The organism is Pseudomonas sp. IT-P171 (assembly GCF_949767765.1).
GTDB lineage: Bacteria > Pseudomonadota > Gammaproteobacteria > Pseudomonadales > Pseudomonadaceae > Aquipseudomonas > Aquipseudomonas fluorescens_B.
The window spans coordinates 52,034-72,738 of sequence record NZ_CATKQN010000002.1 but is presented as its reverse complement, the minus strand read 5'-3'; the positions used below and the strand labels follow the sequence as shown (position 1 = coordinate 72,738).

The window sequence follows — 20,705 nt, the reverse complement described above, 5'->3', positions numbered from 1 at the left end:
ATCGATGGATACCGATCAGGGCGAGTCGATCCATTTCTGGCAAACGGCACCGTTGGCCGGGGTCGAGTTGTTGTCTGCGCGCTACATCGAACACCGCTTCGCCCCGCATGTGCATGACGGTTACGTGATCGGCATGATCATGGCCGGCGCTCAGCGTTATCGCTATCGCGGCGCCGAACACCTGGCGGGCAGCGGCACGCTGGTGTTGATCAATCCGGATGAATTGCACACTGGGCACAAGGGCACGGAAGACGGTTGGCTGTATCGGGCGTTTTATCCCGACAGCGGGCAGATTCTCTCGCTGCTGACCGAGCTGGAACTGCCAACCCACACCTTGCCGGCGTTTGGCGCCACGCTGTATCGCGATCCGGATCTGGTCAAGGGCTTCTGCCAACTGCACCGGCTGCTCGAAACACCGTCAACCGCCCTGCAACAGCAGACCGTCTGGCGGGAGTTGATGCTGTCGTTGCTGCAACGTCACGCCGCTGTCCCGGACGCCGGCAAACCCGGCAAGGAACACCGCGCGGTGACCCTGGCCAAGGAACTCCTGCAGGCGCAATTGGCGGCGCCGCCTTCGCTGGAAGAACTCGCGGCAGCGGTGAACCTGTCGCCGTTCCATTTCGCCCGGGTGTTCCGCCGCGCCACTGGCATGCCACCGCACACCTGGCTGATACAGCAGCGCATCGCCAGGGCACGAGGGTTATTGCAGAGTGGATATTTGCCACTGGAAGTGGCCACGCAATTGGGATTTGCCGACCAGAGTCATCTGAATCGGCAGTTCAAGCAGGTTTACGGGGTGGGGCCGGGGGCGTATCGCAGAGCCCGACTTTAGAAACAAAAAGATCGCAGCCTTCGGCAGCGCCTACAGTGGGAATGCGCAGGCGCTGCCGGAGGCTGCGATCTTCTGATCTTTACTCGCCGGTGGCGACGCCCCGCGCAGGTTCGTTGATCCACTCGCTCCACGACCCGGCATACAACGATCCCAACGGATATCCCGCGAGGCACAACGCAAACAGGTTATGACACGCCGTCACGCCAGAGCCGCAGTACGCCACCAGATCATTCGGTGAACGATTGCCCAGTTTCTCGGCAAACCGCTGCTTGAGCTGATCGGCCGGCAGGAAATGCCCGTCGCTGCCAAGGTTGCCGGTGAACGCCGCGCATTGCGCGCCGGGAATGTGCCCGGCAATCGGGTCGATCGGTTCCACTTCGCCCTTGAAACGCGGCAAGGCCCGGGCATCGAGCAGGGTCATCGCGGGTTGGCCGAGACGTTGCTGAAGCTGTTCGGCGCTCAGGATCAGCCCGTTGTCCGGCGTCCCGTTAAAGGTGCCACGTTCAACACCAGAGGCATCGAGGCTCAGGGGCAAACCCGCCGCGTGCCAGGCCTTGAGCCCGCCATCGAGAATGAACACGCCGTCGCGCTTGCCCAGCCAGGCCAGCAACCACCAGGCCCGCGCCGCATAGGCGCCGGGACCATCGTCATACAAAACCACTTCGCTGTCGGCGTTGATGCCCCAGGCCTGCAAACGCTCGATCAACTCTCCAGGCTCGGGCAACGGATGGCGCCCGGTCACTCCTTTGACCACTGCCCCGCTCAAGTCGCGCTCAAGATCGGCAAAACTCGACCCGGCGATATGCCCTTCGGCATAGCTGCGCTGGCCGTAATCCGGGTCTTCGAGGGCAAAACGACAATCCAGAATCACCAGCCCTAGCTGCTCCTTTTTCAGGTCCAGTGCTTGCGGGCTGATCAATTGCGCAATGGGCATAACGGGCTCCAGTGATTAGGCGATGTCTGATCCTACTGTACTTCTTCCAGGGCTTGCGCCAACGGCACGTAAAACTCCTCGAACAAGGCGTTGACCGCATCGCGGGACTGATCCGTGACAAACCCGGCTTCCAGCACCAGCACCTGGTACACCCCACGCTTGATTGCCTGTTCGCTCAGGTGATTGGAGTTCTCCCGCGTGGTGCACAGGAAACGCACCCAGGACGTCAGGATGATCCAGGCGTTGAGGGTCAGGGATTCGATCTGTACCCGATCCATCTTCAAGATGCCGGCCTCGACGAACCCTTTGTAGATCGCCGTGCCCTGGATCACGCAGCGCTGGGAAAAACGCCGATAACGGGCGGCCAGTTCCGGATCGCTGTCGAGCAAGTGCTCGAGGTCACGGTGCAAAAACCGGTAGCGCCACATGGCTGCCAGCAACTCCTGGAGGTAGTAACGCTTGTCCTCCACCGTCGCGGCGCGCCCTTGGGGCGGGCGCAGGAAGCTGTCCACCAGGCTTTCATACTCACTGAACAATACGGCGATGATCGCCTGCTTGTTGGGGAAGTGGTAGTACAGGTTGCCCGGGGAAATTTCCATGTGGGCAGCAATGTGGTTGGTGCTGACGCTGCGCTCGCCCTGCTGATTGAACAGCTCCAGGCTGTTCTGCACGATGCGCTCGCTGGTTTTGATCCGTGGGGCCATGGCTTGAGCTTTAATTCAGAGGGCGTTGCCGGGCATCTTACGACCTATCCGCCCGTGGATAAAACATCGCTGCGCCAGGATGTCATTTGACTTTCTAGAGCATAGACTCTAAAAAGCTCGTCACAACAATAAATCCGGAGATGACCATGTCTGCTGAAATTGCCTACCTCCAGAATCTGCAGCAGCCACTGGAAGAACTCCAAACCCTGTTCGAGGCCCAGCGTGCAGCCTATGCCGCCAACCCGATGCCCCCCGCGGCGCAGCGCCAGCAATGGCTCAAAGCTTTGCGGGATGTGTTGAGCACTGAACGCCAGGCGCTGATCGACGCCATCAGCCAGGATTTCAGCCACCGCAGCGCCGATGAAACCCTGCTCGCCGAACTGATGCCGAGCCTGCACGGCATTCACTACGCCAGTCAGCACCTCAAGGGCTGGATGAAGCCGTCACGGCGCAAAGTCGGTGTTGCCTTTCAGCCCGCCTCGGCCAAAGTCGTTTATCAGCCGCTGGGCGTGGTCGGAGTGATCGTGCCCTGGAACTACCCGCTGTATCTGGCCATCGGCCCTTTGGTGGGTGCGTTGTCGGCGGGCAATCGGGTGATGCTCAAACTCAGCGAGTCGACCCCCGCCACCGGCCTGCTGCTCAAGGCTTTGCTGGGCCGGATCTTTCCCGAAGACCTGGTGTGCGTGGTGCTCGGCGAGGCCGATATCGGCGTGGCGTTCTCCCGCCTGCGTTTCGACCACCTGCTGTTCACCGGCGCCACCAGCATCGGCAAACATGTGATGCGCGCGGCCGCCGAGAACCTGACGCCAGTGACGCTGGAACTGGGCGGAAAATCCCCGGCCATCGTTTCCCGGGATGTGCCACTGAAAGATGCCGCCGAACGCATCGCCTTCGGCAAGACGCTCAACGCCGGGCAAACCTGCGTGGCCCCGGACTACGTGCTGGTACCGGAAGACCGCGTAGGCGCTTTCATCGAAGCCTATCGCCAGGCGGTTCGCGGATTTTACCCGACCCTGGCTGACAACCCGGACTACACCGCGATCATCAATGACCGACAACTGGCCCGGCTCAATGGCTACATCAGCGATGCCACCAGCAAAGGCGCGCTGCTGATTCCGTTGTTCGACCAGGGTCAGGGGCGCCGCATGAGCCATAGCCTGCTGCTCAACGTCACTGACGAGATGATGGTGATGCAGGACGAAATCTTCGGTCCTCTGCTGCCGATCGTTCCGTACAAGGACCTGGATGAAGCATTTGCCTACATCAGCCAGCGACCTCGTCCGTTGGCGCTGTATTACTTCGGCTACGACAAGCGCGAACAAAACCGCGTCCTGCACGAGACCCATTCCGGTGGCGTGTGCCTGAACGACACGTTGCTGCATGTTGCCCAGGACGACATGCCGTTCGGCGGCATCGGCGCCTCGGGCATGGGCCATTACCACGGCCATGAAGGCTTCCTGACATTCAGCAAGGCCAAAGGTGTGCTGATCAAACAGCGCTTCAACGCGGCGAAGCTGATCTACCCACCGTACGGCAAAACCATCCAGAAACTGATCCAGAAGCTGTTTATCCGCTAACGATCAAATTCTTCGGGTAATAACAATAATGAGCCCAAGCCTGTCCGATACACCCGCGCTGTCACGGCGCGGCCTGCTCAAGTTCAGCCTCGGCGCGAGCGCTTTCCTGGCCACGGCCGGGCTAGGCGCGAGCCTCAGCGGATGTTCGTCGAGCATTCCGGCTGACGGTTTCGCGATGCTGCGCAGCGGCGATCTGCTGTTTTTGCGGGCGTTGATTCCGGTGATGCTCGAGGGGGCCGTGGTCGCCGGGAGCCTGCCGAGGGCGGTAGACCAGACCTTGCACAGCCTGGATAACAGCCTGAATCACCTGTCGCCGGAAATGCTCAAGCTGACCCGGCAGTTGTTCGATGTGCTGGGGATGGCCGTGACTCGTGGGCCACTGACCGGGATCTGGGGCAGTTGGGAAAACGCCAGCGCCGACGAGATCAGGCACTTTCTTGATCGCTGGGAAAACAGCTCGTTGAGCCTGTTGCGCATGGGGCACAGCTCGTTGCTGCAACTGGTGATGATGGCGTGGTACAGCCGGGTGGAATCGTGGGCGCATTGCGGGTATCCCGGGCCTCCCACGGTTTGAGACCGAGGCTTGCCCTCGAAGGCGTCAGCCGCATCACCACAGCCTCCAAAAACAATAAGAGAACCCGAACATGCCCGTACCCGATCCGTTCCGCGAAGGCATGGCCCGCGGCTGGAAAACCCACGACGGCTCGCAACTGACCGAAGACCTGGCCCTCGAAGCGGACGTCGCGATCATCGGCAGCGGCGCCGGTGGCGGGACGACGGCTGAAATCCTCAGCGCCGCCGGCTACAAGGTGTTGCTGATCGAAGAAGGCCCGCTCAAGACCAGCAGCGATTTCAAGTTGCTCGAGGACCAGGCCTATACCAGCCTCTATCAGGAAGGCATCGGCCGCATGAGCAAGGACGGGGCGATCACCATCCTTCAAGGCCGGGCGGTGGGCGGCACTACGCTGATCAACTGGACGTCGAGCTTTCGCACCCCGGACCCGACGCTCGAACATTGGGCCAGGGAGCACGACGTCAAAGGCCACAGCCCCACGGAGATGGCGCCATGGTTCGAGAAAATGGAACAGCGTCTCGGTGTCGCGCCGTGGATGGTTCCGCCCAACGCCAACAATGACGTGATCCGTAAGGGCTGCGAGAAACTCGGTTACACCTGGCACGTCATCCCGCGCAACGTGCGTGGTTGCTGGAACCTCGGTTATTGCGGCATGGGCTGCCCGACCAACGCCAAACAATCGATGATGGTGACGACGATTCCGGCGACCCTGGAAAAGGGGGGTGAACTTATTTATCTGGCTCGCGCGGAAAAACTGGTGATCAAGGACGGCAAAGTCACGAGCCTGCAGTGCGTGGCGATGGACGACAGTTGCGTCACCCCCACGGGCAAGACGATCACGGTGAAGGCGCGGCATTACGTACTGGCCGGCGGCGGGATCAACAGCCCCGCGCTGCTGTTGCGCTCGGATGCGCCAGACCCGCACAAGCGGCTGGGAAAACGGACCTTTCTGCATCTGGTCAACATGTCCGCCGGGCTGTTCGACGAGGTGATCAATCCGTTCTACGGCGCGCCGCAGTCGATCTACTCCGACCACTTCCAATGGCAGGACGGCACGACCGGCAAGATGGCTTACAAACTCGAAGTGCCACCCCTGCACCCGGCGCTGGCGGCCACCCTGCTCGGCGGTTTCGGCAAGGAAAACGCCCGGCACATGGAAAACCTGCCCCATACCCACGCCATGCTGGCGCTGCTGCGCGATGGTTTTCACCCGGACAGCCCCGGCGGCAGTGTCGAGCTGCGCGGTGACAACACGCCGGTGCTCGACTACCAGGTTTCAGCCTACGCCTGGGACGGTTTGCGCCGCGCATTCCACAGCATGGCCGAGATCCAGTTCGCCGGTGGCGCCAACGCCGTCATGCCGATGCACGCCGACGCGCGCTACGTGAAAACCCTGGCCGAAGCACGCACGCTGATCGACGGTTTGAGCCTTGAGCTGTATCGCACTCGCCTGGGCAGTGCCCATGTGATGGGCGGTTGTGCCATGGGTGAAGACCCGAAAAATGCCGTGACCGACAGCCTTGGCCGGCACCATCAACTGAGCAACCTGTCGATCCACGACGGCTCGCTGTTCCCCACCAGCATTGGCGCGAACCCGCAATTGTCGGTCTACGGGCTGACGGCGCAACTGGCGACTTCGCTCGCCGAACGTTTGAAAAACCCGTGAAAAGAGCGAATATTCCCATCGTCTATAGTGCTTTCTTACCCAACAGGCGACTTGGCCGACCGGGAAGGCTGCGATACCATCCGACTCCCCAACGGACTCCCGCCAGGACGACGCGATGAACCGAGTGTTGTACCCAGGTACCTTCGACCCTATTACCAAGGGCCATGGCGACTTGGTCGAACGCGCCGCGCGCCTGTTCGATCATGTGATCATCGCCGTCGCTGCCAGCCCGAAGAAAAACCCGTTGTTTCCCCTGGAACAGCGTGTGGAGCTGGCCCGCGAGGTCACTAAACATCTGCCGAACGTTGAAGTCGTCGGCTTCTCGACGCTGTTGGCGCATTTCGCCAAAGAGAAGAACGCCAACGTGTTCCTGCGTGGTTTGCGCGCAGTGTCAGACTTCGAATACGAATTCCAGCTGGCCAACATGAACCGTCAGCTGGCGCCGGACGTGGAAAGCCTGTTTCTTACGCCGTCCGAGCGTTATTCGTTCATCTCCTCGACGCTGGTCCGTGAAATCGCGGCCCTGGGCGGCGATATCACCAAGTTCGTCCACCCTGCGGTGGCGGACGCCCTGACCGAACGCTTCAAGAAGTAGGAGCTGCCGCAGGCTGCGATCTTTTCACTTTATCGCGGCCCGCGTGCACTGCGCCCGCCAATGCGGCACAATTGCGCGCATTGGTTTATTGCGCCCGGGCCTTGCGCCCCGGCTGGAGTTAGCATGTCCCTGATCATCACCGACGATTGCATCAATTGCGACGTCTGCGAACCCGAGTGCCCGAACGCCGCCATCTCCCAGGGCGAAGAGATCTACGTGATCGACCCGAACCTGTGCACCCAGTGTGTCGGCCACTATGACGAACCTCAGTGCCAGCAGGTCTGCCCGGTGGATTGCATTCCACTGGACGAGGCGCATCCGGAGACTGAAGAGCAGTTGATGGAGAAGTACCGGAAGATTACCGGCAAGGCTTGAGAGCCTGAAAAGATCGCAGCCCTCGGCAGCGCCTACAGATACTTTGCGATCGCCTGTAGGAGCTGCCGAAGGCTGCGATCTTTTGATTTTTCCTTCCTCACTCCCGCTGCTCAAACCCCTCCCCGATACACCCCAGGCACCGCACGAACGCCGCCTTCGCCGGATCAACCACCAGCGCCTGCCCCGCATCGCCGACATTGCCGCCCAGTGCGGTAAACGGCAACGACACCACAAATGCCCCCGCGCCGATCACTGTTGCCGCGACCAGCAAAGGTCGGGCAATCAGCAAATCGCCGAGCATGGCGTAGGCCGGAGGGTTCTGGATGGTGTAGCGCGGATCACCGCTGCCGGTATTTGCCGCCAGCACTGGCGTACCAACGCTCAGCAACACAACGACGGCAGCGGTTCGAAGCAGGTTCATGGCGCGGTCCTATAACAGTGAGAACACTGACTATAGACCGTAGGAAATATCAGCTCTGACAGCGCGGGCAAAAGACGCTGGCACGCTGCCCGAGCTTGACTTCCCGCAGCTCTGTCCCGCACACCTTGCATGGCTGACTGCCACGGCCGTACACGAACAGTTCCTGCTGGAAGTAACCCGGCTGACCGTCGCCGCCGATAAAGTCGCGCAACGTCGTACCGCCGCGCTCGATGGCGGCGGCCAGAATGCGTTTGATCTCGATGGCCAGCTTCAGATAGCGCGCCCGGGAAATGCTCTTGGCCTCGCGGCGCGGGTCGATACCGGCCGCAAACAACGCTTCAGTGGCGTAGATATTGCCGACGCCGACCACCACCGCGTTGTCCATGATGAACGGCTTGACCGCCATCGAACGCCCGCGGGACTGCTGGAACAAGCGCTCGCCGTCGAACAGGTCGGTCAACGGCTCCGGCCCCAGGCGAATCAACAGTTCGTGGTTGAGCGGATCGAGGCTCCAGAGCATCGCGCCAAACCGTCGCGGGTCGGTATAACGCAGGGCCAGGCCCGATTCCAGTTCGATGTCCACATGCTCATGCTTGGCGGCCGGCATGCCGACTTCCACCAAACGCAAATTGCCCGACATCCCCAAATGACTGATCAACGTGCCCACTTCGGCATTGATCAGCAGGTACTTGGCGCGCCGTTCCACCAGCACGATACGCTGGCCGGAGAGGCGCACATCCAGGTCTTCAGGGATCGGCCAGCGCAGGCGACGGTCACGCACGATCACCCGGCTGACGCGCTGGCCTTCCAGGTGCGGTGCAATACCGCGGCGGGTGGTTTCGACTTCCGGCAGTTCAGGCATGGTGCTCTCGAATCAGGCTTTCACCACACTCAGCGGTGAGCGCCGAGGTCGCGAATCGTTTGTTTGAGGGTTTCGAAGTCGTAGTCCGAAAGGCCGACGTAATCGAGCACCAGCGCCGAAATGCTGTTCCATTCGTGGTCATCGTTCTGGTTGCCCAGTACCCGGTAGGACGCACAAATGTGCTCGGCCATCTTCAGGATCGCCAGCAGGTTTTTCAGCTGGCTGTTGCGCGAAGACTCATCGCTGAAAATCGCCAGTGCATTGTGGTGGTTGGCGATCGCCGTGCTCACGTGCTCAGGCAGACGCCAGGATTTGGCCGTGTAGTAACCGACCACCGCATGGTTGGTATTGAACACCCGGTTTTCGGTGTCGACTATGCGGCATTCAGCACTGGCGTTGGCGTAGGCTTCTTCCAGAACAGTCATGTAGTTGGGGAAGCGCTGCAACATCAGCGGCACGCCGCAATCGTGGAACAACCCCAAGGCGTACGCTTCATCGCCGGCCTGGACGCCGATGCGCTTGGCCAGGGTCAGGCAAGTCATCGCCACGTCCTGAGCGGTGTCCCAGAATCGATTCAGGGTGACGATGGTGTCATCGTTCATTTCGCCCTTGATCGACTGCGCGTTGATCAGGTTGATGATCGAACGGCTACCCAGCAGATTCACCGCACGCTGGATCGAGGCGATCTTGTTGCTCAAGCCGTAATACGGCGAGTTGACGATTTTCAGCAGGGAACCAGAGAGGCCCGGGTCCTGGGAGATCAGCTTGGCGATCACCTCCAGATCCGGGTCGGGCATGTACTGCTCCATCTGCAGATCCACCATGATCTGCGGCTGGGCCGGCACGCTGATGCCTTGCAGGGACTGTTGGATCTGTTCGGTGGTCAGCTCTTGGGACATAAGTACACACTCTGGGACAGGTGGCGATTCTAACCTTTATAAAGTTGGATCCGACACCATGGTCGGCTCATCATCTGAAGTTTCATAAAATTCCCAATCCGTCTCCTGAGCGCAATGCATTTCCCTGTGGCGAGGGAGCTTGCTCCCGCTCGGCTGCGAAGCAGACGTAAATCCAGCGAATGCAGCCGCCTGATGTACTGCAACAGCCGTTTTCGGGACGGCTCCGCCGTCCAGCGGGAGCAAGCTCCCTTGCCACATGTCCACCTCCAAACCTGGCAGCGCTGCAACACGCTATACTCCCGCTCTTTTTTCCGGAGCGACGTCATGTCCCTGCCTAGCCTGCGCCTCAAAGCCAACGCCGACCGTCGCCTGCGAAACGGTCACTTGTGGGTCTACAGCAACGAAATCGATGTGGCCGCCACCCCTTTGCACGGTTTCAAGGCCGGCGACCAGGCGATCCTCGAAGCGGCCGGCGGCAAACCGCTGGGCATCGTCGCCATGAGCCCGAACAACCTGATCTGCGCCCGCCTGCTGTCGCGCGACATCAAGTTGCCGCTGGACAAATCGTTGCTGGTGCATCGTCTGAACGTTGCCCTGTCCCTGCGTGATCGCCTGTTCGACAAGCCGTTCTATCGCCTGGTCTACGGCGACTCCGACCTGTTGCCAGGCCTGGTGGTCGACCGTTTCGGCGACATCCTGGTGGTGCAGATCGCTTCGGCGACCATGGAAGCGCATAAAGATGACGTGATCGCGGCGCTGACCCAAGTGCTCAAGCCAAGCGGCATTCTGTTCAAGAACGACTCCGCCGCCCGTGACGCCGAAGGCCTCAACCGCTACGTCGAAACCGTGTTCGGCCTGGTGCCGGAGTGGGTGGCGCTGGAAGAGAACGGCGTGAAATTCGAAGCGCCGGTCATCCAGGGCCAGAAAACCGGCTGGTTCTACGACCACCGCATGAACCGCGCACGCCTGGCCCCTTACGCCAAAGGCAAACGCGTCCTCGACCTCTACAGCTACATCGGCGGCTGGGGCGTGCAAGCGGCCGCCTTCGGCGCCAGTGAAGTGTTCTGCGTCGACGCGTCGGCCTTCGCCCTCGATGGCGTGGAACGTAACGCTGCGCTGAACGGTTTTGCCGAGAAAATGACCTGCATCGAAGGCGACGTTTTCGAAGCCCTGAAAGAGCTGAAAGCCAGCGAAGAACGTTTCGACGTGATCGTGGCCGACCCTCCGGCGTTCATCAAACGCAAGAAAGACATGAAAAACGGCGAAGGCGCCTACCGTCGCCTGAACGAGCAAGCCATGCGCCTGCTCAGCAAGGACGGCATCCTGGTCAGCGCTTCGTGCTCGATGCACCTGCCGGAAGACGACCTGCAGAACATCCTGCTGACCAGCGCCCGCCACCTGGACCGCAACATTCAGATGCTGGAGCGTGGTGGCCAGGGTCCGGACCATCCGGTGCACCCGGCGATTGCTGAAACCCGTTACATCAAGAGCATTACTTGCCGGTTGCTGCCAAACAGCTAACAACACGAAACACTGTAGGAGCGAGCTTGCTCGCTCCTACAACTGATTCGGAAGTTTCCTGCGCCCTCATGCATTGACTTCCATATCCATCAGGTCAACTCTCGGCCCCCCTCACGGATCGAGAGCGTTGTTGATGAACCCTTCCACGCATACCGCGAAAAAATCGTCGCTCATCCTGCTTTTGATGACGATGACGCTACTGGGTGTATTCCCGCTGGACGTCGTACTCCCGTCCTTTCCCGCGCTCTCTGACTACTTCCAGACCTCAGCCTCCGACATTGCCCTTTCGGTCAGTCTGTTCGCCATCGGTCTTGCGCTATCGGTGGTGCTGGTCGGACCGTTGTCGGATTTGTGGGGGCGCAAGACCCTGTTGCTGACCGGTATCGCCATCTCGGTGGTCGGTGCAACCGGTTGCCTGCTTTCCAGCGAATACAGCGGGTTCCTGGTGTTTCGAGTCATTCAGGCCGTGGGTTGCGGTTCCTTTGTGCTGTCGCAGGCGCTGATCCAGGATCTGTTCGTCGGCAAGGAACAGGAACGAATCAGGATCTGGATGACCACCGCCGCGGGGGTGTTCATTTCCATCTCGCCGCTGCTCGGAACCTGGCTGCAAATGCATCTGGGCTGGGAGGGCAGCTTCTATGTCTTTATCGCGTTGGCAGCGATTGTCTGGATAAAGGCTGGCGTCTTGCTCAAGGAGAGCCCACGCAGTCGGAATGCGGCGCCCGGTCGTTTTTTCAGTGCCTATTGGCGGCTGTGTTCCGACCTGCGCTTCATGGGTTACTGGCTTATTTCCGGCCTGGCCTTCGCCTGCCATTTTTCATTCATTGTCATGTCACCGATCATTTTCATGGAACGCCTGGCACTCTCGCCCTACGAATTTGCCTGGACATTGTTGCTGTACGGCGTGGCCTATGTATTCGGCGGGATAGTCGCCAGTGCGCTGCATCGGCGTCTGCCGGCCAATTCGCAGATCGTGATCGGCCTGGGGCTTATCGCACTGTCGGGGTTGGTCATGCTGTGGCTGGCGAATCAGTTCGGGCTCACTGCCGCTGCGGTGCTGATCCCCATGCTCATTTGCACGGCCGGCACCACCATTGCCCGGCCTATCGCCAATTCCAAAGCCATGACCCTTTATCCACAGGATGCCGGTACGTCCTCATCGGTCGGCGGCGTCATGATCTTCCTCTGCGGCGGGGTGATCAGTGTGGTGATCAATCTCGCGTCCGCAGATCTCACCATGGCACTCGCCTTGTGTTTCCTGGTCCTGAGCGCGGCAGGCCTTGGTTTGAACGCGCTGATCATGCAGCGCAATCTGGCGCTGAACGCGAGTTGATAAACGCCGGTCGTCATCCCGCACACGCCACGGTTGCCGGATCAATGCTTCCCGGCATTCCCTCCTGACGCCAGCCGTGTAGAATCGCGACATTCATCGCCAGTCATCCCCCGGCGGGTTTATGAGCTCAAGCTGAAGCGCGCGGCGATCCCGCAAAGTTATCGGCAACTTCCGGACACACGGCCATTTCTGAGTGTTCCAGACGTCAATAGAAGCTCACTTCCCTTTTGATACCTGATTAGCCGCCCGGAGTGCTTCATGCCTGATTACCGCTCGAAAACATCCACCCACGGCCGCAACATGGCCGGTGCCCGCGCACTGTGGCGCGCCACGGGGATGAAAGATGACGACTTCAAAAAGCCGATCATCGCCATTGCCAACTCGTTCACCCAATTCGTACCGGGCCACGTCCACCTCAAGGACCTGGGCCAACTGGTCGCCCGCGAAATCGAACGCGCCGGCGGTGTAGCGAAAGAATTCAACACCATCGCTGTCGATGACGGCATCGCAATGGGCCACGACGGCATGCTGTATTCGCTGCCGAGCCGCGAGATCATCGCCGACTCCGTCGAATACATGGTCAACGCCCACTGCGCCGACGCCATCGTCTGCATCTCCAACTGCGACAAGATCACCCCTGGCATGCTGATGGCTGCCCTGCGCCTGAACATCCCGGTGATCTTCGTCTCCGGCGGCCCGATGGAAGCCGGCAAGACCAAACTGGCCAGCCACGGTCTCGACCTGGTCGACGCCATGGTGATCGCCGCCGACTCCAGCGCTTCTGACGAGAAAGTCGCCGAGTACGAGCGTAGCGCCTGCCCGACCTGCGGTTCGTGCTCCGGCATGTTCACCGCCAACTCGATGAACTGCCTGGTTGAAGCCCTGGGCCTGGCCTTGCCGGGCAACGGTTCGACCCTGGCGACCCACAGCGACCGCGAGCAACTGTTCCTGCAGGCTGGCCGCACCATCGTCGAGCTGTGCAAGCGTTACTACGGTGAGAACGACGAGTCGGTATTGCCGCGCAACATCGCCAACTTCAAGGCGTTCGAAAACGCCATGACCCTGGACATCGCCATGGGCGGTTCCACCAACACCATCCTGCACTTGCTGGCCGCCGCCCAGGAAGCCGAGATCGCTTTCGACCTGCGCGATATCGACCGTCTCTCGCGCAACGTGCCGCAACTGTGCAAAGTCGCGCCGAACATCCAGAAGTACCACATGGAAGACGTGCACCGCGCTGGCGGGATCTTCAGCATCCTCGGCTCGCTGGCCCGTGGCGGCCTGCTGCACACCGACCTGCCGACCGTGCACAGCAAGACCCTGGCCGAAGGCATCGCCAAGTGGGACATCACCCAGACCGACGACGAAACGGTGCATCACTTCTTCAAGGCCGGCCCGGCGGGCATCCCGACACAAACCGCATTCAGCCAGTCGACCCGTTGGGAAACCCTGGACGACGACCGTGAAAACGGCTGCATCCGCAGTGTCGAACACGCTTACTCGAAAGAAGGCGGCCTGGCCGTTCTCTACGGCAACATCGCGCTGGACGGCTGCGTGGTGAAAACCGCCGGCGTCGACGAGTCGATCCACGTGTTCGAAGGCAACGCGAAGATCTTCGAAAGCCAGGACAGCGCCGTACGCGGCATCCTCGCGGACGAAGTGAAAGCCGGCGACATCGTGATCATCCGTTACGAAGGCCCGAAAGGCGGCCCGGGCATGCAGGAAATGCTGTACCCGACGTCCTACCTGAAATCCAAAGGCCTGGGCAAAGCCTGCGCCCTGCTGACTGACGGTCGTTTCTCCGGCGGTACTTCGGGCCTGTCCATCGGCCACGCTTCGCCGGAAGCGGCTGCCGGTGGCGCGATTGGCCTGGTGCAGGACGGCGACAAAGTGCTGATCGACATTCCGAACCGCTCGATCAACCTGTTGATCAGCGACGAAGAAATGGCCGGGCGCCGTGCCGAACAGGATCAGAAAGGCTGGAAGCCTGTGGAAAAACGTCCACGCAAGGTGACCACCGCGCTGAAGGCCTACGCCCTGTTGGCGACCAGCGCCGACAAGGGTGCTGTGCGTAACAAGGCGATGCTTGACGGGCTGTAAGCGTCAATCGCAGAAATAAAAATGCCCCGCCAAGTGCGGGGCATTTTTTTGCTCTCGAAACCGGTTTGGCAACAGGCACACCAGTGACTGTGATACCGCCATCGCGGGCTTGCCCGCGATTGGAGCGACTCGGTCCTACTGGATTTCAGCCGGCGTCACGATCACCCAGTTCTTGTCCGCCGTCACCGGCAATCCTTCCTTGGCCTGGGCCGCAGCGTTTTTGGCCATCATGCCGTTAATCTGGGTCATGTATTTGTCCTTGCGGTTGACCCACAAGTGGATGCCGCCCTTAGCCACGTCGACGCTGTGGAACAGCATGTAACCGTCGCTGGTTGGGGTATCACCGCCCACCAGTACCGGTTTTTTCCACTCATCGATGTAGGTCAGGATCGCCGCGTGCTTGCCGGCCATCCAGGTCGCTGGAGTCCACAGATACGGGGTCAGTTCGAGGCCGAGGTTGGCCTTCTCGTCATACTTGCCGGCGGTGATCTGTTTGCGCGCGGTGGTCAGCTCGCCGGACTTTTGATCCTTGAGCAGCAGGCTCACCCCGATCACATTCTGCGGTTTGACGTTGTAGCCGTACTTCGGATCGGCAGCGACCATGCGCACCAGCTCTTCGGAGGCGGCGGTCATCACGTAGACCTCGATGCCGTTCTCCATCAGTTTGTTGTAGAGCTCTTGCTGGCCGGTGAAGATTTTCGGCGGGTTGACGTCGAGGTTCTTGACCACGTCGCCTTCGTAATAAGTCGCGGGCACCGGTTTGCCGGACGCCATCAACTCGTCGACATAGCCTTTGAGTTCTTTAAGTGTGAAACCGGAGAACACCTGGGCGACCCATGGGTAGCAAACCATGTCGTCGACTTCACAGAGGCGGTAGTAGTAGCTGAACAGGCTTTCCTTGTGGTCGGCAGTGTCCTTGAACGGCATCAGTTTCAGGGAGGGGTCGAGTTTCTCGCGGGTGATCAGGCCCTTGTTTTCCATGTACGGCAGCAACGACTCTTCGAGGTCGTAGCGGTAACTGGTGTTGTCCATGTCGAACACCGCGTAGTTACCCTTGTTGGCGTTGGCCGCGATCATGGCGTCCAGCGCCTTCGCCTGATCGGCGGGCCAATGCTTCAAGTCCGTGGCGAACGCCTGGCCGGCGAGGCCAAGGCAAAGTGCAGCGAGCAGAAATTTCGGCGCGAGCTTCATCGACAGTTCTCCCTGATTCAAAGATATCGACGCTAACAAATACGTGTGACAGTCCTCGTCTGTCAGCGACCGCTCGCGTCCCTTTCGCGTCAGCTGCATCCCTGACAGCGACATCCGCTTATTCCAAAAACGACAGTTATCAGACTTTTTTGGTATTAAATCATTGTAAATCAAGCTGTTAGGCTTGCCGGTTCGCAACTGCCCCGGAAGGCAGTTGGCACATGTCTAATGGGAGTTCCAATGAACCTGCCGCTGATTCTCAACCTGCTGGTGTTCCTCGCCCTGCTCTTCGGTCTCGCGCAAACCCGCCACACGACGTGGAGCCTGGCTAAAAAAGTCCTGCTCGCTTTGGTGTTGGGCGTTGTGTTCGGTGTCGCACTGCACACGATTTACGGTGCCGGCAATCCGGTGCTCAAAGCGTCGATCGGCTGGTTCGATCTGGTGGGCAACGGTTACGTGCAGTTGCTGCAAATGATCGTGATCCCGCTGGTGTTCGCCTCGATCCTCAGCGCCGTGGCGCGCCTGCACAATGCTTCGTCGCTGGGCAAGATCAGCTTCCTGACCATCGGCACGCTGCTGTTCACCACTGCCATCGCGGCGCTGATCGGTATCGGCCTGACCAACCTGTTCGGGCTCACGGCTGAAGGCCTGGTGGCCGGCACGCAGGAAATGGCCCGTCTGCAAACCATTCAGAGCGACTACGCGGGCAAGGTCGCCGACCTGAATGTGCCGCAGTTGCTGTTGTCGTTCATCCCGCAAAACCCGTTCGCTGACCTGGCGCGGGCCAAGCCGACGTCGATCATCAGCGTGGTGATTTTCGCCGCGTTCCTCGGCGTCGCCGCTTTGCAATTGCTGAAGGATGATGTCGAGAAAGGTCAGAAAGTGATCAACGCCATCGACACCCTGCAAGCCTGGGTGATGCGCCTGGTGCGCCTGGTGATGAAGCTGACTCCGTACGGCGTATTGGCCCTGATGACCAAAGTGGTCGCCGGTTCCAACTTGCAAGACATCATCAAGCTCGGCAGTTTTGTGGTGGTGTCCTACATCGGCCTGGGCCTGATGTTTGTGGTCCACGGCGTGCTGGTGTCGGCGGCCGGGATCAACCCGCTGCGCTTCTTCCGCAAGATCTGGCCGGTGCTGACGTTTGCCTTCACCAGCCGTTCGAGTGCAGCGACGATTCCGTTGAGCATTGAGGCGCAGACCAGCCGCCTGGGCATTCCGCAGTCCATCGCCAGTTTCGCCGCTTCGTTCGGCGCGACTATTGGCCAGAATGGCTGCGCCGGTCTGTACCCGGCAATGTTGGCGGTGATGGTGGCGCCGACCGTGGGCATCAACCCGCTGGACCCGCTGTGGATCGCGACGCTGGTGGCGATTGTGACGCTGAGCTCGGCCGGCGTGGCCGGTGTGGGGGGTGGCGCAACGTTCGCGGCGCTGATCGTGTTGCCGGCGATGGGCTTGCCGGTGTCACTGGTGGCGTTGCTGATTTCGGTTGAGCCGCTGATTGATATGGGGCGTACGGCGTTGAACGTGAGCGGTTCGATCACGGCCGGGGCGATTACCAGCCAGATCATGCAGCAGACGGATAAAGCGCTGCTGGATGCGGATGAGCATTCGGCGTTGGCTCACGCTTAAATTCTTTAGCGTCTGAACTGGCCTCATCGCCAGCAGGCTGGCTCCCACAGGGATTTTGGGTGTTCACACAATCTGTGTTTCACCCCAAACCCACTGTGGGAGCCAGCCTGCTGGCGATGTTTTTAAGCCTTTTCCCAGACTTCGAAGTTGTACGCCGGTTTGTCGCCTACGGCCGGATTCGGGGTGTTAGACACCAACTTCCACTGCGTCAAATCAAACTCTGGAAACCACGCATCCCCTTCCGGGCTCAACGCCACGCGTGTCAGGTACAACCGATCCGCTTGAGCCATTCCTTGCGCATACAACTGCGCGCCGCCAATCAGCATCAACTCATCGACGCCCTGCTCCTTCGCCCACTCTTCAGCGCGAACCACCGCAGCTTCCAGCGACGGATAAACTTCCGCGCCTTCCAGCACCAGATCCGCCTGACGGCTGACCACGATGTTCAACCGGCCCGGCAGCGGACGACCGAGGGAATCCCAGGTCTTGCGCCCCATGATGATCGGCTTGCCCAAGGTGGTGGCCTTGAAGTATTTGAAGTCCCCCGGCAGGTGCCAGGGCATGCTGTTGTCGACGCCGATCACGCGGTTTTCACCGAGGGCTGCGATCAGGCTGAGGGGGAGTGATTTAGTCATGCCGGCGAGGATACCAGAGCCCCCCGTACCCCGATAAGCGTCACAGCGGTTATGCTCACAGCTCGATTGAGCGACGGGATGCCGCGTGACTGAACTGAATAACCTATGGCTGACAGAAACCATCCGCCTGCGTGAAGAACACGCCGGCCCTCTGGATGACCTGGAAGCCAACAGACTGGCCCGCACTGCCGGCGGCGATCTGCCGACGAGGATTGCGCGCCGCGCCGTGTGGCTGGCCGAGCGCGATGGACTGACCGAAGCCCTCAGGCATTGGCTGCAAGGCGCACGACTGGCATTGATCGTCATGGCCGTGCTGGCCGTGGTCAGTGGCGCCGGGCTGGCGTTTGCCGCGATGGGTGACGGTCAGACACCGGTGAATGTGTTTTGGGCCTTGGGCAGTCTGCTCGGGCTGAACCTGATTCTGCTGCTGAGCTGGGCCATGGGCCTGGTGTTTGCCGGCGAACACGGCGCAACGCTGGGACGCTTGTGGTTGTGGCTCAGCGAAAAACTCGCCCGCGACGCCAAAGCCGCGCAACTGGCGCCCGCGCTGCTGTTGCTGCTGCAACGACAAAAACTCAATCGCTGGGCGCTCGGCGTGCTGGTCAATGGCTTGTGGTTGCTGGCGATGCTGAGCGCGCTGGTGATTCTGCTGATGCTGATGGCGACCCGGCGTTATGGCTTCGTCTGGGAAACCACCCTGCTCAGCACCGACACCTTCGTGACCATGACCCAAACGCTGGGTGCACTGCCCGCCGTGCTGGGGTTCAACGTGCCAACGATGGAGATGATCCGCGCCAGTGGCGATGCCGCGCTGAACATCGAAAGCGCCCGCCAGGCCTGGGCCACCTGGCTGGTTGGCGTGCTGGTGATTTACGGCATTGTGCCGCGCCTGCTCTTGGCGTTGTTCTGCCTGTGGCGCTGGAAAAGCGGCCGCGCAAACCTGCATCTGGACCTGAACCTGCCCGGTTACGCCCAACTGCGCGAACGCCTGATGCCCACCAGCGAACGCCTGGGCATCAGCGACGCGGCGCCCGCGCAACTTCATCGGGTGGAAAGCGCTGTCAGCGATCTGCAAAGCGATGGCGCACTGCTGGTGGCCATCGAGCTGGACAATCAACGCCCATGGCCGCCACAACTGCCTGAAAACGTGAGCGACGCGGGCATCCTCGACAGCCGTGAATCGCGTAACAAACTCCTCGAACAGCTCAGCCGTTTTCCTCCGGCCCGCCTGGCCATCGCCTGCGATCCACGGCGCTCGCCGGATCGCGGCAGCCTCGCCTTGATCGCCGAACTGGCCCGCAGCGCCAGCGCTACCCGCGTCTGGTTGCTGCAAGCGCCGCCCGGCGAAGCGCTGGATGCCGAGCGCCTCGGCGACTGGCACGTGGCGCTGCAACAACTGAATCTGCCCTTCGCCGACTGCGCGCCGCTGAACTGGCTGGAGACCGGTCATGACTAATTCGTGGAAAGCGCCGTTGAAGCTCGCCGTGGTCGGCCACACCAACGTCGGCAAAACCTCGTTGCTGCGCACGTTGACCCGTGACGTCGGTTTCGGTGAAGTCTCCCATCGCCCGAGTACCACGCGACACGTCGAAGGCGCGCGGTTGTCGGTGGACGGCGAGCCCTTGCTCGACCTGTTCGACACGCCGGGACTGGAAGACGCCATCGCCCTGCTCGACTACCTCGAACGCCTGGAACGTCCCGGTGAACGCCTCGACGGCCCGGCGCGGCTGGCGCGCTTTCTTGAAGGAAGTGAAGCCCGGCAGCGTTTCGAGCAAGAAGCCAAAGTGCTGCGGCAACTGCTCACCTGCGACGCCGGCCTCTATGTGATCGACGCCCGCGAACCGGTGTTGGCCAAATACCGCGACGAACTGGAAGTGCTCGCCAGCTGCGGCAAACCGTTACTGCCGGTGTTGAATTTCGTCAGCAGTGCCAACCACCGCGAACCGGACTGGCGCGAAGCGCTGGCACGGTTGGGCTTGCACGCCCTGGTGCGTTTCGACAGCGTGGCGCCGCCGGAGGATGGCGAACGTCGGCTCTATGAAAGCCTCGCGCTGCTGCTGGAAAACTCCCGCGAGCAACTGGAACGACTGATCGCCGATCAGCAAGCCCAGCGCCTGGCCCGCCAACAAAGCGCGGCGCGGCTGATTGCTGAATTGTTGATCGATTGCGCAGCGTGTCGGCGCAGCGTGGTCAGCGATGCGGAACAGGAACAGCAAGCCATCAGCGAACTGCGCAAAGCCGTTCGGCAACGGGAACAGCGCTGTGTCGAAGCGTTGCTCAAGCTCTTCGCCTTCCGCCCTCAGGACGCGGCGGCCAGTGATCTGCCGCTGCTCGACGGTCGTTGGGGCGATGATCTGTTCAATCCGGAAACCCTCAAGCAACTGGGCGTGCGGGTCGGCGGAGGTATCGCGGCGGGGGCGGCGGCCGGGGCCGGGGTGGATTTGCTGGTCGGCGGTTTGACCCTCGGCGCGGCGGCACTGGCCGGCGCGATTGCCGGCGGCGCGCTGCAAACCGCACGCAGTTATGGCAGCCGGTTGCTGGGCAAGATCAAGGGTCAGCGAGAGTTGACGGTCGATGACAGCGTGTTGCGGTTGTTGGCATTGCGTCAGCGGCAATTGCTTCAGGCGCTGAATGCACGTGGGCACGCGGCGATGGACAGCATTCAAGTCGCCACGCCACAGGACAAGAGTTGGCGCGAAGGCAAACTGCCCGAAGCCCTGAACAAGGCTCGGGCGCATCCGCAGTGGTCATCACTGAATCCGCAGGCGAAGTTGAGTCAGGCGGAGCGGCAGGAGCAGGTTGAGGTGTTGGCGCAGCAGCTGTAAAACTACAGTGTCTGGGCCGGCCTCATCGC

Annotated in this window: 19 protein-coding genes; 12 read left to right on the top strand and 7 right to left on the bottom strand. The window is 61.0% G+C overall.

From position 1 onward, the window contains the following. Positions 1–4: 4 nt before the first annotated feature. Complete coding sequence (locus ACM6I5_RS01470) at positions 5–832, top strand: AraC family ligand binding domain-containing protein (protein ID WP_414883061.1); 828 nt, start codon at positions 5–7, stop codon at positions 830–832. Between the two features lie 79 nt (positions 833–911). On the opposite strand, the gene ACM6I5_RS01465 is transcribed toward ACM6I5_RS01470, so the two are convergent. Together ACM6I5_RS01465 and ACM6I5_RS01460 are read right to left on the bottom strand one after the other, a co-directional pair. After that, complete coding sequence (locus ACM6I5_RS01465) at positions 912–1,766, bottom strand: sulfurtransferase (RefSeq protein WP_414883060.1); 855 nt, start codon at positions 1,764–1,766, stop codon at positions 912–914. A 32-nt stretch (positions 1,767–1,798) separates the two neighbouring features. Further along, positions 1,799–2,470, bottom strand: coding sequence for a TetR/AcrR family transcriptional regulator (locus ACM6I5_RS01460; RefSeq protein ID WP_017341298.1), 672 nt, complete (start codon positions 2,468–2,470; stop codon positions 1,799–1,801). A gap of 128 nt (positions 2,471–2,598) precedes the next feature. On the opposite strand from ACM6I5_RS01460, the gene ACM6I5_RS01455 reads away from it, so the two are divergent. From ACM6I5_RS01455 to ACM6I5_RS01435, 5 genes are all read left to right on the top strand, one after another. Beyond that, positions 2,599–4,047, top strand: a complete 1,449-nt coding sequence (locus ACM6I5_RS01455) for a coniferyl aldehyde dehydrogenase (RefSeq protein WP_414880266.1) — start codon at positions 2,599–2,601, stop codon at positions 4,045–4,047. Between the two features lie 28 nt (positions 4,048–4,075). Beyond that, positions 4,076–4,621, top strand: a complete 546-nt coding sequence (locus ACM6I5_RS01450) for a twin-arginine translocation pathway signal protein (RefSeq protein ID WP_414883059.1) — start codon at positions 4,076–4,078, stop codon at positions 4,619–4,621. A gap of 70 nt (positions 4,622–4,691) precedes the next feature. Then, a complete protein-coding gene (locus tag ACM6I5_RS01445) occupies positions 4,692–6,287 on the top strand; it encodes a GMC family oxidoreductase N-terminal domain-containing protein (protein ID WP_414883058.1) in 1,596 nt (531 codons plus the stop codon). 115 nt (positions 6,288–6,402) lie between these two features. After that, positions 6,403–6,882, top strand: coding sequence for a pantetheine-phosphate adenylyltransferase (gene coaD / locus ACM6I5_RS01440; RefSeq protein ID WP_007945531.1), 480 nt, complete (start codon positions 6,403–6,405; stop codon positions 6,880–6,882). A gap of 123 nt (positions 6,883–7,005) precedes the next feature. After that, positions 7,006–7,257: a YfhL family 4Fe-4S dicluster ferredoxin gene (locus tag ACM6I5_RS01435; RefSeq protein WP_003195146.1), complete on the top strand. Its 252-nt coding sequence runs from the start codon at positions 7,006–7,008 to the stop codon at positions 7,255–7,257. A 97-nt stretch (positions 7,258–7,354) separates the two neighbouring features. On the opposite strand, the gene ACM6I5_RS01430 is transcribed toward ACM6I5_RS01435, so the two are convergent. From ACM6I5_RS01430 to ACM6I5_RS01420, 3 genes are read right to left on the bottom strand one after another with little or no spacing between them, the layout of a single operon-like run. Next, complete coding sequence (locus ACM6I5_RS01430; protein WP_017341302.1) at positions 7,355–7,678, bottom strand: hypothetical protein; 324 nt, start codon at positions 7,676–7,678, stop codon at positions 7,355–7,357. Between the two features lie 49 nt (positions 7,679–7,727). Continuing rightward, entirely contained in the window at positions 7,728–8,540 is an 813-nt protein-coding gene (gene mutM / locus ACM6I5_RS01425) for a bifunctional DNA-formamidopyrimidine glycosylase/DNA-(apurinic or apyrimidinic site) lyase (RefSeq protein ID WP_017341303.1), read from the bottom strand. A 29-nt stretch (positions 8,541–8,569) separates the two neighbouring features. Then, positions 8,570–9,385 (bottom strand): HDOD domain-containing protein, encoded by an 816-nt coding sequence (locus ACM6I5_RS01420; protein WP_162491074.1) that lies wholly within the window; start codon positions 9,383–9,385, stop codon positions 8,570–8,572. Positions 9,386–9,763: 378 nt separating this feature from the next. Here ACM6I5_RS01420 and ACM6I5_RS01415 point away from each other — a divergent pair, with 378 nt between their 5' ends. From ACM6I5_RS01415 to ilvD, 3 genes are all read left to right on the top strand, one after another. Next, on the top strand, positions 9,764–10,960 hold the full coding sequence (locus ACM6I5_RS01415; protein ID WP_017341306.1) for a class I SAM-dependent rRNA methyltransferase: 1,197 nt from the start codon (positions 9,764–9,766) through the stop codon (positions 10,958–10,960). 133 nt (positions 10,961–11,093) lie between these two features. Further along, positions 11,094–12,293: an MFS transporter gene (locus ACM6I5_RS01410; RefSeq protein WP_414883057.1), complete on the top strand. Its 1,200-nt coding sequence runs from the start codon at positions 11,094–11,096 to the stop codon at positions 12,291–12,293. A 258-nt stretch (positions 12,294–12,551) separates the two neighbouring features. Beyond that, the gene (ilvD, locus tag ACM6I5_RS01405; RefSeq protein ID WP_414883056.1) at positions 12,552–14,393 is read left to right on the top strand and encodes a dihydroxy-acid dehydratase; all 1,842 of its coding nucleotides are present in this window, start codon (positions 12,552–12,554) and stop codon (positions 14,391–14,393) included. Positions 14,394–14,528: 135 nt separating this feature from the next. Here the strand turns inward: ilvD and ACM6I5_RS01400 are convergent, their stop codons facing one another. Then, a complete protein-coding gene (locus ACM6I5_RS01400) occupies positions 14,529–15,584 on the bottom strand; it encodes a phosphorylcholine phosphatase (protein WP_017341309.1) in 1,056 nt (351 codons plus the stop codon). 240 nt (positions 15,585–15,824) lie between these two features. On the opposite strand from ACM6I5_RS01400, the gene ACM6I5_RS01395 reads away from it, so the two are divergent. Then, positions 15,825–17,216: an L-cystine transporter gene (locus ACM6I5_RS01395; protein ID WP_414880148.1), complete on the top strand. Its 1,392-nt coding sequence runs from the start codon at positions 15,825–15,827 to the stop codon at positions 17,214–17,216. A 122-nt stretch (positions 17,217–17,338) separates the two neighbouring features. On the opposite strand, the gene ACM6I5_RS01390 is transcribed toward ACM6I5_RS01395, so the two are convergent. After that, a complete protein-coding gene (locus ACM6I5_RS01390; RefSeq protein ID WP_414883055.1) occupies positions 17,339–17,851 on the bottom strand; it encodes a dihydrofolate reductase in 513 nt (170 codons plus the stop codon). A gap of 85 nt (positions 17,852–17,936) precedes the next feature. Here ACM6I5_RS01390 and ACM6I5_RS01385 point away from each other — a divergent pair, with 85 nt between their 5' ends. Continuing rightward, positions 17,937–19,307, top strand: coding sequence for a DUF2868 domain-containing protein (locus ACM6I5_RS01385; protein ID WP_414883054.1), 1,371 nt, complete (start codon positions 17,937–17,939; stop codon positions 19,305–19,307). Beyond that, positions 19,300–20,676, top strand: coding sequence for a GTPase/DUF3482 domain-containing protein (locus tag ACM6I5_RS01380; RefSeq protein WP_017341313.1), 1,377 nt, complete (start codon positions 19,300–19,302; stop codon positions 20,674–20,676). The genes ACM6I5_RS01385 and ACM6I5_RS01380 overlap by 8 nt, the downstream gene beginning before the upstream one ends. Positions 20,677–20,705: the final 29 nt, after the last annotated feature.

Excerpts from the sequence above, each read along its gene's own strand:
- ACM6I5_RS01470 (WP_414883061.1), top strand. The coding sequence starts at position 5 with ATGGATACCGATCAGGGCGAGTCGATCCATTTCTGGCAAACGGCACCG.
- ACM6I5_RS01465 (WP_414883060.1), bottom strand. The coding sequence starts at position 1,766 with ATGCCCATTGCGCAATTGATCAGCCCGCAAGCACTGGACCTGAAAAAG.
- ACM6I5_RS01460 (WP_017341298.1), bottom strand. The coding sequence starts at position 2,470 with ATGGCCCCACGGATCAAAACCAGCGAGCGCATCGTGCAGAACAGCCTG.
- ACM6I5_RS01450 (WP_414883059.1), top strand. The coding sequence starts at position 4,076 with ATGAGCCCAAGCCTGTCCGATACACCCGCGCTGTCACGGCGCGGCCTG.
- ACM6I5_RS01445 (WP_414883058.1), top strand. The coding sequence starts at position 4,692 with ATGCCCGTACCCGATCCGTTCCGCGAAGGCATGGCCCGCGGCTGGAAA.
- coaD (WP_007945531.1), top strand. The coding sequence starts at position 6,403 with ATGAACCGAGTGTTGTACCCAGGTACCTTCGACCCTATTACCAAGGGC.
- ACM6I5_RS01435 (WP_003195146.1), top strand. The coding sequence starts at position 7,006 with ATGTCCCTGATCATCACCGACGATTGCATCAATTGCGACGTCTGCGAA.
- ACM6I5_RS01430 (WP_017341302.1), bottom strand. The coding sequence starts at position 7,678 with ATGAACCTGCTTCGAACCGCTGCCGTCGTTGTGTTGCTGAGCGTTGGT.
- mutM (WP_017341303.1), bottom strand. The coding sequence starts at position 8,540 with ATGCCTGAACTGCCGGAAGTCGAAACCACCCGCCGCGGTATTGCACCG.
- ACM6I5_RS01415 (WP_017341306.1), top strand. The coding sequence starts at position 9,764 with ATGTCCCTGCCTAGCCTGCGCCTCAAAGCCAACGCCGACCGTCGCCTG.
- ACM6I5_RS01410 (WP_414883057.1), top strand. The coding sequence starts at position 11,094 with ATGAACCCTTCCACGCATACCGCGAAAAAATCGTCGCTCATCCTGCTT.
- ilvD (WP_414883056.1), top strand. The coding sequence starts at position 12,552 with ATGCCTGATTACCGCTCGAAAACATCCACCCACGGCCGCAACATGGCC.
- ACM6I5_RS01400 (WP_017341309.1), bottom strand. The coding sequence starts at position 15,584 with ATGAAGCTCGCGCCGAAATTTCTGCTCGCTGCACTTTGCCTTGGCCTC.
- ACM6I5_RS01395 (WP_414880148.1), top strand. The coding sequence starts at position 15,825 with ATGAACCTGCCGCTGATTCTCAACCTGCTGGTGTTCCTCGCCCTGCTC.
- ACM6I5_RS01390 (WP_414883055.1), bottom strand. The coding sequence starts at position 17,851 with ATGACTAAATCACTCCCCCTCAGCCTGATCGCAGCCCTCGGTGAAAAC.
- ACM6I5_RS01380 (WP_017341313.1), top strand. The coding sequence starts at position 19,300 with ATGACTAATTCGTGGAAAGCGCCGTTGAAGCTCGCCGTGGTCGGCCAC.